Source organism: Myxococcus sp. AM011 (genome assembly GCF_013372595.1).
GTDB classification, from domain to species: Bacteria; Myxococcota; Myxococcia; order Myxococcales; family Myxococcaceae; genus Myxococcus; species Myxococcus eversor.
In genome coordinates this window covers 43,127-55,472 of sequence record NZ_JABXEM010000002.1, presented here as the reverse complement: position 1 = coordinate 55,472, position 12,346 = coordinate 43,127, and the positions used below count along the sequence as shown (strand labels likewise).

The following is a 12,346-nucleotide window of genomic DNA, read 5'->3' as shown; positions in this document are numbered from 1 at the left end:
CCCCTTCACACGCATTGCAAGCGCGGGGCCTGGAACGAGCGCGGCCTCATTGCCGCGTCGCGAGCTCCAGCGTCACCCGGGCCCCCTTCTCCACCAGCGAGCCGGCGGCGGGGGTTTGAGACACCACACGTCCACTGCCCAGTACTTGTGGCTCGAGAGCCGCGGCGAGCAGCTTCACCACGGCCTCGCGACCTCCGGCACCCTGGACGTCCGGCACACGCACCGTGCCGGGCTCAGGGCTCTCCGAAACCGCCTCCTCCAACGCCGGCCGAGCGGGCTCGGTGGCCTTCGCCACCGGCTTCGCCACGACAGGCACGGAGGATGCTGCCGCCACGGCCACCCCGGGTGCCACCGTCCGAGACGGGGGCACGGCCAGGTGGGCCATGGCAGCGGTCGCAATTTCCTTGAAAGCAGGGGCAGCCACGAGCCCCCCGTACACGTCTGTCTTGGGTTCGTCCACCACCACGAGGATGACAATGCGCGGATCCTCGGCCGGCACCATGCCGACAAAGGAGGCAATCCGCTTGTCCGAGTAGCCCCGAGCCACCGGATCCGCCTTCTGGGCCGTTCCCGTCTTGCCGGCGACCCGGTACTCCTCCATGGCGGCCTTGGGGGCGGTGCCTCCCTTGACCACCACGCTTTCGAGCATGCTCACCACCTGATTGGCCACCTTCGCGGAAACCGCCCGGCGGACCTCGGTGGGGCGATTCTCAAGCAGCACTACCCCGTCGGGGTCCACCACCTTCGTCACGAGGTAGGGCCGCATCAGCACGCCATCGTTGGCCAGCGCACCATAGGCCGAGGCAATCTGCACGGCGGTGGCCGTCATTCCCTGCCCGAAGGACTGGGTGGCCAGGGAGACCTCCGCCTTCGGGAACGGGATGACGCCCCGCCCTTCTCCCGGCAGGGCCAGCCCCGTGCGCTCGGCGAAGCCGAAGGCATGGTAGCCGGCCACCATCTTCTCGCGCCCCAGCACCTGGGCAATCTTCGCCATGCAGATGTTGGAGGAGACCTGGAGGATGCCCCTGGGCGCCGTCCAGCCATAGGGGTGCGTATCGTTGATGGTGTGGCGGCCCACGCGCCAGGCGCCATTCTCGCAGAAGAAGACGCTCTCCTCGGTGATGGCCTTCTCCTCCAGCGCCGTGGCCACCACGAAGGGCTTGGTGGTGGAGCCAGGCTCGAAGGTGTCCAGCGCGCCCCGGTTGCGCACCGTGCCACGGGTGATGCTCTCCGGGGTGTTCGGGTTGAAGCGGGGGTGGTTGGCCAGCGCCAGAATCTCCCCCGTCTTCGGGTCCAGGGCCACCACCATGCCGGCGATGCCCTTGGCCTCCTCCACCGCCTTGGCCAGGGACTTCTCCGCCACGTACTGGAGATGCCGGTCCAGGGTCAGCGTGACGGCGGCGCCCTGGCGCTCCAGCGGATCCAACGCGCCCTGCACCAGCAGCTTGCGGCCCTTGGCGTCGCGGAAGCCCGACATGCGGGAGTTCTGCCCGGACAGCTCGTCCTCGAAGGCCAGCTCCAGGCCCTCCAGGCCCTTGCCGTCCATGCCCACCATGCCCACGACGTGAGCGCCCAGCTCGCGCTGCGGATAGAAGCGCTTGGGCTCCTTGGTGAAGCCCATGCCGGGCAGGCCCAGCGCCTTCACGGCGGCGACCTCCTGGGGCTTGGCCTGACGCTTCACCCAGGCGAAGCGCTTGGAGCGCGCCAGCCGCGCGCCCAGCTCGTCCGCGTCCACCTTCAGCGCCTTGGCCAGCGAGCGCGAGGCCTGACGCACGTCGGGGAGCATGGAGGGGTCCACCCAGATGGAGTCCACCTCCACGCTCTGGGCGAGCGGCGTGCCGCGCCGGTCGAAGATGTCGCCCCGGCGGGCCGGAATCTCAATCTGGCGGACGTACTGGTCCTGCGCCATTCCGCGCAGCTTCTCCTGCTCGAAGACCTGGAGCTGCACGGCGCGACCGAAGGCGACGCCCAGGAGCAACAGGAAGAGGCTGAACAAGAGCTGCACGCGCAGCTTCAGTCCCTTCGTGTTGGGCTCCGGGGCCCGTGTCGCCTTGAAGTCCCTCACCGGCCCGAGCCTCCACGGCCCGCCACGCGTACGCCAGCATTGTCTTGAGAAGGAGCGGACGCCGACGCGCTGTTTCGCGAGGGCTTGTCAGCGGACAGCGACACCACCGCGCTGCCGGCGGGCATCGTCATGCCGAGCTGCTCACGCGCCACGCGCTCCAGCCGACCCGGCGCCTTGAGCGTGGCCAGCTCCAGCTTGAGCCGGTCATTCTCCCGGGTGAGCGAGCGGCTCTCCGACTCCGCGCGCGACAGCCGGTAGCCCATGTCCACCACCATCACCCGGCTGGTGACGTGGAGCATGCCCACTCCAGCGAAGAGGGAGAACAGGAGGACGGCGGGCAGCAGGTGCAACAGCACCCCCGTCAACGACACGGAGCCACGCGGGGAGGACGCCTTGCTCATCGTACTTTCTCCAACACGCGCAGGTGCGCGCTTCGAGAGCGGGGGTTGACCGAAATCTCTTCGTCAGAGGCGGCCACGGCCTTCTTCGTCACCACGATGAAGTTGCCCACGCTGGCGCAGACGCAGATGGGAAGGCCCGGAGGACAGGTGCAGCGGCCCTCCAGCGTGCGGAAGCCCTCCTTCACCTTGCGGTCCTCCAGCGAGTGGAAGGAGATGACCGCGGCGCGGCCGCCGACCTTGAGCAGCGTGGGCAACGCGGCCAGGAGCGAGTCCAGCGCCTCCAGCTCCTGGTTCACCGCCATGCGCAGCGCCTGGAACGTCCGGGTGGCGACGTGGATCCGCGTGGGCCACGCCTTGCGAGGCACCGCGCGCTTGACGACTTCGGCGGCCTCCAGCGTGCGCGTGGGCAGCGCGCGCTTGAGCTCGCGGGCGATGGGCCGGGCGAAGGGCTCCTCGCCGTACTCCTTGAGGATGAGCGCCAGCTCCGACTCGTCCGTGGACGCGATGAGCTCCGCGGCGGTGGGGCCATCCGGGCCCATGCGCATGTCCAGCGGGCCGTCCTTCATGAAGGAGAAGCCGCGCTCGGCCACGTCGAGCTGCGGGGAGGAGACGCCCAGGTCCACCAGCACGCCGTCCACCGGAAGCAGCTCCGCGGCCACGCGGGGCAGGTCCGCGAAGTTGCCGGCGCGGCCCTGGAAGCGGGGATTGGGCCCCAGGCGGGCGGAGGCGGCGGCGAGCGCCACCGGGTCTCGGTCCACGCCCACCACGGACGCGCCCTGTGCCAGGAGCGCCTCCGTGTGGCCACCGCCCCCCAGTGTGCCGTCGATGATCACCTTGCCCGCTCCGGCTCGCAGCAGATCCACCGCTTCACGCAGAAGGACGGTCTGGTGCTGGAAGTCCAAGTCCCCCACGCGGTCAGACGAAGGGAGCCCGCGCGAGTGAAAACGCGGCGCGGGCGTCGTTCATGTGCGGGTAGATTTCAAACGCGTCGTGCGCGCCCGCCGCCCGGAAGATGGCGGCCAGGTACGGCGACAGTCCGGACAGCTTCAAGTCTCCACCCGTGCGACGGAACGCCTCGGCGCGGGCCATCAGCGGCTTGACGCCCCGGTAGTTGAGGTGCCCCACCTCGGACAGGTCCAGCACCACCTGACGCACGCCCCGGTGCATCCGCTGGGTGAGCTCGTCGCACAGCTTCAGCAGGTCCTGCTCGCTCAGCTCGCCCTCCAGCATGAGCGTCTCCACGCGGTCGGTACCCGCCAGCGCGCTCGTCGCCCTCCGCCGGACCTCCAGAACCTGATTCATACGCGTGCCACCCTCTCGGGACTCCGACCTTCTGTCGACTTTCCGGCTATTGGTGCCGCAGCTCGGAAAGCACCTTCATCACGTCCGCGGAGGCCGCTTCCTGCCGGGCCTCTTCCTGGGCCTTCGCCCAACCCTCGCGGCTCCAAAGTTCGATCACCTTCACCATCCCCGCCCACACCACGTCCTTCTCCAGCCCCGCATACGTCCTGAGCGACGGCGGAATCAGCAGCCGCCCCAGCCTGTCCAGCGGGCACTCCTGAGCGCTGGCCACGTACAGGCGCATCAGCGTCTTCACCCCGGGCTCCATCGGATTGCGCCGCGCGAGGGACGCCTCGAGCGCCTCCCACTCCCGCACCGGGTAGGCGTGGAGGCACCGGTCCAGGGCCGTGGTGATGATGAGCCGCTCGTCATAGGCCCCCACCAAGGTCTCCCGGAGCTTCGCCGGGAGGCTGGTCCGCCCCTTCGCGTCGATCTGGTGCTCATAGACGCCTCGGAACACGGGGGATGATCCACCTTTTCAGCCCTTCAGGGGATGAAGCTCCACTCCTTCCCACTTCTTGCCACTACCGGGCGGCATTCATACGCGGCCCCCTGGGGGGGGTCAAGAAAGCGCAACAGGTTGGAACACGCCGCCAGTGGGTTCCCGACATCCAGACAACCCGTCACACCTGGAAGGTCAGGTGTTTGGCGCATCGCGGCGCCCTACCCATGGGGAGGGGGCAAACTTGAGCTGGCTCGGGGAAGAGCGCAGAGTGACGGGCGCGTGAACACGAACGTGCGACTGAAGGTGGCCTACAAGAGCCCGCAGTCCCTGGTGGGGGAATACACGCGCAGCGTGGGTCAAGGTGGCGCCACGCTCCAGACGCGTCGCAGTCTCCCGCTGGGGACTCGCTTCACTTTCGAGCTGCATGCCGGAGGTCTGCCCCGCCCCGTGGAGGTCCTGGGCGAGGTGGTGCAGGTGGAGCCCCGCGAGGAGCGCAACTACCTGGTCACCGTGCGCTATGGGGCCAGTGAGGACCGCACCGCGCTGGACGCCGTGCTCCAGCGGATCTTCGCCGCCCAGGAGCAGGAGGGGCTGCGGCGCTTTCCCCGGCTCCCGCTGCACCTGCGCGCGCTGGAGGCCACGCCCCTGTCGCCGACGTTCCTCGTCCGGGATATCTCCCGCGGCGGCGTGGGGCTGGAGGTGATGGCGCCCACCCTGCCCCGCCACGTGCGCGTGGGCACGCCCTTCCTGTTGGAGATGGACCTGACGGGCGGCTCGCTGCTGTTGCACGGCGAGGTGGTGTGGACGTCGTCGGTGCCCCGGAAGAACGCCACCGAGGCGACGCCGGGCTTCGGCGCGACGTTCGGCAGGCTGCGAGCGCCGATGCAGCAGCGGCTGGATGCGCTGCTCGCGCTGGAGTCACTGCCCCCCGCGCCCTGGAAGGCGCGGGTGAGCTTTGGCATGGACGCCGTGACGCGGATGCCGTGACGGTGCTTCGCTACTCCGTGAAGGGGTAGCCGCCGGCGGACTCGATGGCGGCCACCACCGTCTCGCGCAGCTCCGCGGGGTTGTACGGCGTGAAGAGGTCCAGCGTGGCAAGCCGCTTCAGCTCCGTGTCCAGCGCGTCTCCCTGGAGCGTCGCGCACAGCGCTCGGCGCGTCCTGTCGTAGGAGCGGGGGATGCTGTCGAACGCGAACAGGCGCACCAGCGCCAACCGCACAGGGTCCAACGCTCCGCCGGCCGCCGCCTGACGCGTGCGCGTCACCAGCGAGTCCAGGGCGAAGGCGTCCATCACCACGTCGGAGAGCGCGGCGAGCACCTCCTGGTGCTGCTCCAGCTCCGGGCCGAACTTCTCCGCCGCCACGCGCAGGCCGTGGAGGGCCAGGCGCTTGGCGACCTCGGCGGCCACTTCCTGCGGGGCCAGCGCGTCATTCGTTCGAGCCTGGGGCTTCTCGCCTCGCGCCAGCTCCTCCGCCACGTTGCCCGCCATGGCGAACAGCGGCAGGTCGCCCTTCACCGCGCGCTTGAGGAGCATGCCGGTGATGAGCATGCGGTTGATTTCGTTGGTGCCCTCGAAGATGCGGTTGATGCGCGCGTCGCGGTAGGCGCGCTCGACCGGGTACTCCTCGATGTAGCCCGCGCCGCCGTGCAGTTGCACCGCGTCGTCCACCACGTGTCCCAGGGCCTCCGAGCCGTACACCTTCATGATGGACGACTCGATGGCGTACTCCTCCACTGCGGCCAGGAGATGCCCCTCGTAGTCGGGGGCGGACTTGTCGCGAGCGGCGAGGCGCGCGTCGACGAGGCCCGTGGTGCGGTAGGTCATGCTCTCCAGCGCGTAGATGAGCGCGGCCATGCGCGCCAGCTTCTCGCGCGACAGCGGGAAGCGGACGATGGGCGTGCCGAACTGCTTGCGCTCCTGCACGAAGCGCAGCGCGTTGCCGAGCTGGAGCTTCATGCCCCCGAGCACGCCCGCGCCCAGCTTCAAGCGGCCGTAGTTGAGGATGTTGAAGGCAATCTTGTGGCCCTTGCCCACCTCGCCCAGCAGGTTCTCCGCCGGGACGCGCGCGTCCTCGAAGTAGAGCGGGCACGTGGACGAGCCACGGATGCCCATCTTGTGCTCCTCGGGCCCCACGGTGAGGCCCGGGGTGTCCTTCTCCACGATGAAGCCGGTGAACTTGTCGCCATCCACCTTGGCGAAGACGATGAAGACGTCCGCGAAGGCCGCGTTGGTGATGTAGAGCTTGGAGCCGTTGAGAATCCAGTGCTTGCCGTCCGGCGAGCGCACCGCCTTCGTCTTCGCGCCCAGCGCGTCACTGCCGCTGCCCTGCTCCGTGAGGGCGTACGCCGCCACCCACTCGCCGGTGCCCAGCTTCGGCAGGTACTTCGCCTTCTGCGCGGCGTTGCCGAACCAGACGATGGGCAGCGAGCCGATGCCGGTGTGCGCGCCAAACGTCACGGACCAGGAGCCGTTGAGGCTCATCGCCTCCGCGAGCAAGAGTGACGTCGTCTTGTCCAGGCCGGTGCCGCCGTAGGCTTCCGGGATGTCCACGCTGAGCAGGCCGAGCTCTCCCGCGTGGCGCAGCAGCTCGCGCAGCAGCGCGTTGTCCTTGTGCTCGATTCGAGCGGCCTGGGGCAGCACCTGCTCCCGGCTGAACTGGAGCGCCGTGCGGAAGAAGAGGCGCTGCTCCTCGGTGAAGGTCTCCGGCGTGACGAAGCGGGAGGTGCCGACCTCCTGGAAGAGGAAGGCCCCTCCGGTGGGAATTTCCTTCGACGCGGCGGGCTCATTGACTGCGGCCATCGATGACCTCCCAAGATGCGCGGAGGGCCTTGCTTTCCGTCGAGCGGAGACGCGGCCCATCCTCGGCAAGCTATGAAGTGCCGCATCATAGGAGGAGTGGCGAGCAGGCCAGCCCTTTTCTCTCGGGCGGTTTCGCCAGGCGGTCTCGAACCGGAGCACCGAGGTGACATCCGAGCATTCCGCTGAGCGGAACCGCCTCGCCGTGCGCCGAGGACACGGACCCACCGTGCCTTCGGCGCGTGAAGCGCTCGCGGTGTCGCTCGTCATGGAGCGCAACGGCCACGCCGTGTCGGGGCTGTCGGTGACGGCTCATTTCGCCGGGCAGCTCGGCGAACCCGGGAACGGCGACCACCCCCGGCTACAGGCGGTGGCGCTGAGCTGGTTGAGCCGGGACATCACATCCTTGGTCTGGAGGGCGGGGAGGAGCTGCCCTTCAATCAACGCGGCCTTGAAGGCGGGCGTCGTCGCGACATCGAGGAGCACCCCTCTCGCGCGAGCGAAAACCACCAGCTCGTCATAGACGGCGGAGAGCGCGGCGATGGTCGTGCGGTCCTGGGGACTGAGCTGGGAGAAGTCGACGCCAATCTCATACAGGTGTCGCAAGGCGTGGAGCCCCTGTCCACATTCGTAGCCGATGAAGTCCTCGCGGAAACCACCGTCGATGGGATTGGGCCCCGCAACCACGGCCTGGTCCGTACAGACGTGGTGGGAGATGCGGTCACCCAGCGCGTGCAGATAGATGCCGAGCCGCGCGTCCTCCACATGGGCCGAGCTTCCGCCCACCCACGTATCGAACCCGGTGGCGAGCACGTTCGGCGTGCTGCCATCGGAAGACACGGACAACACCTGCGTCCCCGTGGCCAGCGTGAAGGGAATCGAAGCGGCCACACCAAACAATCCGATGAGCCCTCGCACCGGCACGGACTGGCCACCGTCGTCCGTGTAGCACGCCGGACCCGTGGACAGGTCCCCGCCCGGACTCGGCACCGTCAGGCCCGCGGTGCACAACGGCGCGGTGGTGCCCGTGCCCGCCATCGCCCAGGCACGGATGTGCGTGAGCATCCCTTCGGTGTCCGCGTCGTTGACCTCCGGCTTGAGGCCATTCACTCCTGGGAATGGCACCGCCGAGCCCCCGCTGCGAGGCGCCAGGTAATGGTAGAGGACACCACCCGTCTTGAGGTCGGTGCGCACCAGCCCACTGATGTCGACGGTGGTCAGCGCCGCCGCCTCCGGGACGGGCTGCCCATGGATGTCGCGAGGGATGAACTGGCCCAGGTCCGTGGCCTCGTTGTAGGCGGCAATCCAATACGCATCGGAGAAGGAGAAGCCCACCGCCCGCGCCAACAGGTAGGTGGCATCCGAGTGGACGACGCTCCGGCCGCCATTGAATTGGGACGGGGCATTCGTCAGGACGGCCAGGGACTCGGCCCGGCACCGTGCACTCGTGGGCTCCCGGAGCGAACAGCTCGACGGCAGGTTCGTGCAGTTCGCCACCGTCCCCGCGCCCAGCGGGTAGCACACGTCTTCAGCGAAGGCCCAGGCCCCCGTCGGCACCAGGGCCGCCATCATCACCACGCCACACCACCACATCGGTCGATTCCGCATGGATTGACCTCCGAGAGGAGACCGGGCCACCAGCCCGGTCCGCATGGACTGACACGATTCGAAACGGGGCCGGTGTCGACATGGCGAGCGCGCCAGTCCACACCCCGCGCCGTTGAGACGTCATCGAAAGCGAGGCGGTGAGGAGGGCACCAGGATTGAAGCTCCGCGCCGCGATGGCTCGCGGCAATCCTCCCGCGAGGCTTTCGGGTAGCCGGAAACGAACACCGTTCCGCTGACACCCGACGCCTCGGTTGGTTGCTCATTCCCCGGCATGGGCATACCGCCCACCGGCGCCACGCGCGTGTCCACGGAGACATCGACGCTCAGGCACCCTCCCCCGCGCGAAGAACCCCGCGGGGAGGTGGCTGCCCCGCCGTCATTCCCGCGTGATTGTGCCGTGAGGGACAGTTGCGTCCGCCAGTTCGGGCCCTCGCCATTCACAGTGACCACCCATGCGTCCTCACTTCAAACAGGGGCCCCTTTCCGCTCCTGTGAATGGGGAGCTGTCATGCGGATGAGAACGCAGGTGTTGTCGTGGCTGTGCGTCATGGGCGTCATCGCGAGCGGCGCACGGGCGATTGCCGCCGAGCCGCTCGTGGGAGGCCTGTCGTGGGCCCATCAGCTCAGCGGACCCGGCGAAGAGAGCGGACGGATTGCCTCCTCCAAGGACGGCGGATTCGTGTCCTTCGTCAACTTCACCGGCAGCGTCAACGTGGGCGCGGGCCCCATCCGAGCCCCCGGAGGTCCGACGGACCAGGCCGTCGCGCTCATCCGCCATGATGCCGCCGGCAAGCCGAGCGTCATCCGCGTCATCAGCGGGCTCTACGCCTTTCGTCATGCGGTGGATGCGCAGGGCAACATCGTCATCATCGTCGAGGCCATCGGCGTCAGTCCTGGCAGCAGCCTGTTCAGCGAAGGCTTCCAGTTGGTGAAGCTCGACGCCAATGGCCGACTGCTCTGGCTGCGCCCCATCCCCAGCTCGGACATCTGGGTGCAGACGCTGGTGACGGACCGCGACGGCAACATCGGCATCGGCGGCTACGTCGTCAGAGATGCCAGCCCCCGGTTCGCCTTCTACAAGCACAGCCCGGAGGGCGTGAGGCTGTGGAGCTTCGTCGACGTGAATGCGTTCCAGAGCCTCGCGCGCGCCGCCGCCGTCGACAGCGAGGGCCACTTCTACGTGGGCGGAGACGCCTATGGCACCACCAGCATCGCGGAGCCCTACCTCGTCAGCCTCTCCCCCAGCGGTCAGCCGCGCTGGCGTCGTCGACTGCTCGGCGCGCTGGGCTTCGCCTATGGCGTGGCCGCCCACGGCAACCGCGTGGTGATGGTTGGCACGTACGCCAACTCCTTCACCTTCGCGGGGCAGTCCCACGCCTCCACCGGCAACCTGGGCATCGACCAGGACGCGTTCGTCGCCGCCTGGACTCTTGATGGCGAGGAGCGCTGGGCGTGGAACTTCGGCTTCGATATCGAGAGCGTCGCCATGGACGAGCGCGACGGCGTCACCGTCGTCGGGGGCTATCAGGCGGGCAGCTCGGACCTGGGCATCCTGGGCCCGCTGGCCGGCAATCCGTCGAGCGCCGCCAACGTCTACGTCGCGAAGTTCGACCGCCTCCAGGGCCAGCGCCGCTGGGTGCAGAGCTTCCCCAGCGGCCTGGACCGCAGCTCGCCGGGTCTCGACGCGGCTTCCGTCGCTGTCTCCAAGGATGGCCGCGCCGCGGTCCTCGGCCTCTTCCACGACACGCTCAAGGTGGGCGCGAACACGTGGACCGCGAACGGCTGGTCGGACCTGTTCCTGTTCAACTTCGAGCCCTGAACGTCAGCCCGCGTCCCTGACGTGGGGCGGCGTCGGGAAGACGAGGCACAGGGTGTCGAACAAGGGCTCGCCCGGGGCCGTGTACACGGCTCCGAGCGCCCGCGCGGCCTGTGAGACTTCGGTGCCGAACGAAGGCACGAGGCAGATGTCCTCGGACTGCTTGAAGCGTCCCTCGAGCAGTCGCAGCCCGTGCCGCAGCATCGCCAGGTCCTGGCGCCCCTCACGCACCGGCACCGAGGGGCCATTCGCATCGGGCCCGGGGAGCTTGCCCACGCTGGTGCTCAACTCGAAGCCGTCCGCGCGCTGGATGATGCGCAGCTTTCCCGGCGCCACCTCCGCCAGCCACGCGCGGAAACCGTCCTCGTCGCGCAAGACGAGCGGATACGCCACTGGCGCGTCTGGATGCGCCAGCCACACCGCCTTGGCGGAGTCCCGCAGCATCGCGAGCAACTCGGACACCTGCGCCAGGAACGTGTCGGCGTCCGGCACCAGCAGGACCTCACGCCCCTTCACCCGCTCCGCGAGCAGCGCGAGGGACTCCGGACGCGCGGGCTCGAACGCCTCCGAGCCGAGCCGCACCTGCTCACCCGCGAGCGACAATCGCAGCGCGTTGGACGGAAGCGCTTCGCCATACACGGGCACGGACCCGGGCGCATCGCGTGGAACAGGCGGCCCTCCGTCCTCGGGCGCTTGGCTTGCTCCCGTGGAGAGCGAGGGCAATGGCTCGGGCTTCAGCGACTGCAGCGGCTCCGCGGCCTTCTCCTCGCGACAGCCCACCGCCGCGAGCAGCGGACACAGCACCACCACGAAGCCTCGAAGCGCCAGGGACGCGCTTCGCATCCGCGTGTCGAGGCAACGCCAGGTCGCGAGGCGAAGCCACGAGAGTCGCCATCGGCCCCGCGCCTCCGCGTCCCACCGAACGAACATCATGGAGTCGACGGACCCGCCGTGGCAGGCAGCGCGGGCTTCGGCAGCGCGCTCGACACACAGGCCGCGTCCGCCAGCCCCAGGCCCACGGCGTGCTCCGCCGCTTCACGCGCGTCCTTGAACAGCAGCATGTCCTGGAAGCGCTTCGTGTCCTTCGTGCGCCCCGCGTCGCGGATGTACACGGCCTTCACCCGCCCCGGGAACTCCTCGCGAATCTGCGCGTAGACCTCCGGGTCCTTCTCCCCCGAGTCCCCCACCAACACGACGGGCAGCGAGAACTGCGTGAGCAGCCGGCGGATGATGGGCTGCTTGTAGTTGGACAGCGACGAAGGGCCCAAATCCCGCAGGTACACGCCGAAGCCCGCGGGGAACTGGTGCCGCTCCAAAAACCCCCGCACGCGCGGCAGGTACTGAACCGGCGAGCCGCTCACCAGCGCGAACGCCGACGACGTCCCGACGCCCCGCATGCAGCCGTAGAGCGCGGCCATGCCCGGCACCACCTCCTGCGTGTCGGAGTCCTTCAGCAACGCGGTCTGCACCAGCTTCGTCGGCTTCGTCACCTGCGTCACCGCCACCGTGTCGTCGAAGTCGGAGACCACCAGCAGCGACGTCGTCGCCGGCAGCACCTCCACCCGGGCACTGGCGATGGCGCCCTCCACCCACGCCTCCGCTTCGGAGGCGCCTTCCTTGAAGCGGCTTCCCTCGGGCGGCATCAAGGTCACTTCGAACCCACCGTCATGCCCGCTCGTCACGATGGCGGTGACGCCCTGGAAGCGCACCGACACCTTCGCGCCTTCCCAGTTGGGGGCCACCAACCGCCGCACATTGCGCGACAGCGCCGAGCTTCCGTCCGAGGGCGCCTCCTTCAGCACGCGTCCCTGAAACATGACGCGCTCTGGCAATCCCAACACAGGCGCGAGCAACACCGCTGGAGCCGCCAGAA

Annotated in this window: 11 protein-coding genes; 2 read left to right on the top strand and 9 right to left on the bottom strand. The window is 69.0% G+C overall.

What is annotated here, in order from left to right; all coding sequences use genetic code 11:
- Positions 1-46: 46 nt before the first annotated feature.
- The 5 genes from HUW62_RS00925 to mraZ are packed head-to-tail and all read right to left on the bottom strand — an operon-like array spanning position 47 to position 4,267.
- Positions 47-2,065, bottom strand: a complete 2,019-nt coding sequence (locus HUW62_RS00925) for a penicillin-binding protein (protein WP_163865219.1) — start codon at positions 2,063-2,065, stop codon at positions 47-49.
- The gene (locus HUW62_RS00920) at positions 2,062-2,466 is read right to left on the bottom strand and encodes a cell division protein FtsL (protein ID WP_163865220.1); all 405 of its coding nucleotides are present in this window, start codon (positions 2,464-2,466) and stop codon (positions 2,062-2,064) included. The genes HUW62_RS00925 and HUW62_RS00920 overlap by 4 nt, the downstream gene beginning before the upstream one ends.
- Entirely contained in the window at positions 2,463-3,377 is a 915-nt protein-coding gene (rsmH, locus tag HUW62_RS00915; RefSeq protein ID WP_163865221.1) for a 16S rRNA (cytosine(1402)-N(4))-methyltransferase RsmH, read from the bottom strand. Before rsmH ends, HUW62_RS00920 begins: the two co-directional genes overlap by 4 nt.
- A gap of 4 nt (positions 3,378-3,381) precedes the next feature.
- A complete protein-coding gene (locus tag HUW62_RS00910; protein ID WP_163865222.1) occupies positions 3,382-3,768 on the bottom strand; it encodes an STAS domain-containing protein in 387 nt (128 codons plus the stop codon).
- A 46-nt stretch (positions 3,769-3,814) separates the two neighbouring features.
- Entirely contained in the window at positions 3,815-4,267 is a 453-nt protein-coding gene (mraZ, locus tag HUW62_RS00905; RefSeq protein WP_141648205.1) for a division/cell wall cluster transcriptional repressor MraZ, read from the bottom strand.
- Positions 4,268-4,531: 264 nt separating this feature from the next.
- Here mraZ and HUW62_RS00900 point away from each other — a divergent pair, with 264 nt between their 5' ends.
- The gene (locus HUW62_RS00900) at positions 4,532-5,239 is read left to right on the top strand and encodes a PilZ domain-containing protein (protein WP_163865223.1); all 708 of its coding nucleotides are present in this window, start codon (positions 4,532-4,534) and stop codon (positions 5,237-5,239) included.
- Positions 5,240-5,249: 10 nt separating this feature from the next.
- On the opposite strand, the gene HUW62_RS00895 is transcribed toward HUW62_RS00900, so the two are convergent.
- Both HUW62_RS00895 and HUW62_RS00890 read right to left on the bottom strand, forming a co-directional pair.
- Positions 5,250-7,052: an acyl-CoA dehydrogenase family protein gene (locus HUW62_RS00895; RefSeq protein ID WP_163865224.1), complete on the bottom strand. Its 1,803-nt coding sequence runs from the start codon at positions 7,050-7,052 to the stop codon at positions 5,250-5,252.
- A 309-nt stretch (positions 7,053-7,361) separates the two neighbouring features.
- Positions 7,362-8,657, bottom strand: coding sequence for a hypothetical protein (locus tag HUW62_RS00890; protein ID WP_176433279.1), 1,296 nt, complete (start codon positions 8,655-8,657; stop codon positions 7,362-7,364).
- A 508-nt stretch (positions 8,658-9,165) separates the two neighbouring features.
- Between HUW62_RS00890 and HUW62_RS00885 the strand changes: the two genes are divergently transcribed.
- Positions 9,166-10,476, top strand: a complete 1,311-nt coding sequence (locus tag HUW62_RS00885; RefSeq protein WP_176433278.1) for a hypothetical protein — start codon at positions 9,166-9,168, stop codon at positions 10,474-10,476.
- A 3-nt stretch (positions 10,477-10,479) separates the two neighbouring features.
- Here HUW62_RS00885 and HUW62_RS00880 read toward each other — a convergent pair whose 3' ends face one another.
- The gene (locus tag HUW62_RS00880) at positions 10,480-11,316 is read right to left on the bottom strand and encodes a hypothetical protein (RefSeq protein ID WP_176433277.1); all 837 of its coding nucleotides are present in this window, start codon (positions 11,314-11,316) and stop codon (positions 10,480-10,482) included.
- 86 nt (positions 11,317-11,402) lie between these two features.
- The gene (locus HUW62_RS00875; protein WP_240356315.1) at positions 11,403-12,290 is read right to left on the bottom strand and encodes an App1 family protein; all 888 of its coding nucleotides are present in this window, start codon (positions 12,288-12,290) and stop codon (positions 11,403-11,405) included.
- Between the last annotated feature and the right edge of the window lie 56 nt (positions 12,291-12,346).

Excerpts from the sequence above, each read along its gene's own strand:
- HUW62_RS00920 (WP_163865220.1), bottom strand. The coding sequence starts at position 2,466 with ATGAGCAAGGCGTCCTCCCCGCGTGGCTCCGTGTCGTTGACGGGGGTG.
- HUW62_RS00910 (WP_163865222.1), bottom strand. The coding sequence starts at position 3,768 with ATGAATCAGGTTCTGGAGGTCCGGCGGAGGGCGACGAGCGCGCTGGCG.
- HUW62_RS00895 (WP_163865224.1), bottom strand. The coding sequence starts at position 7,052 with ATGGCCGCAGTCAATGAGCCCGCCGCGTCGAAGGAAATTCCCACCGGA.
- HUW62_RS00890 (WP_176433279.1), bottom strand. The coding sequence starts at position 8,657 with ATGCGGAATCGACCGATGTGGTGGTGTGGCGTGGTGATGATGGCGGCC.
- HUW62_RS00885 (WP_176433278.1), top strand. The coding sequence starts at position 9,166 with ATGCGGATGAGAACGCAGGTGTTGTCGTGGCTGTGCGTCATGGGCGTC.
- HUW62_RS00880 (WP_176433277.1), bottom strand. The coding sequence starts at position 11,316 with ATGCGAAGCGCGTCCCTGGCGCTTCGAGGCTTCGTGGTGGTGCTGTGT.
- HUW62_RS00875 (WP_240356315.1), bottom strand. The coding sequence starts at position 12,290 with ATGTTTCAGGGACGCGTGCTGAAGGAGGCGCCCTCGGACGGAAGCTCG.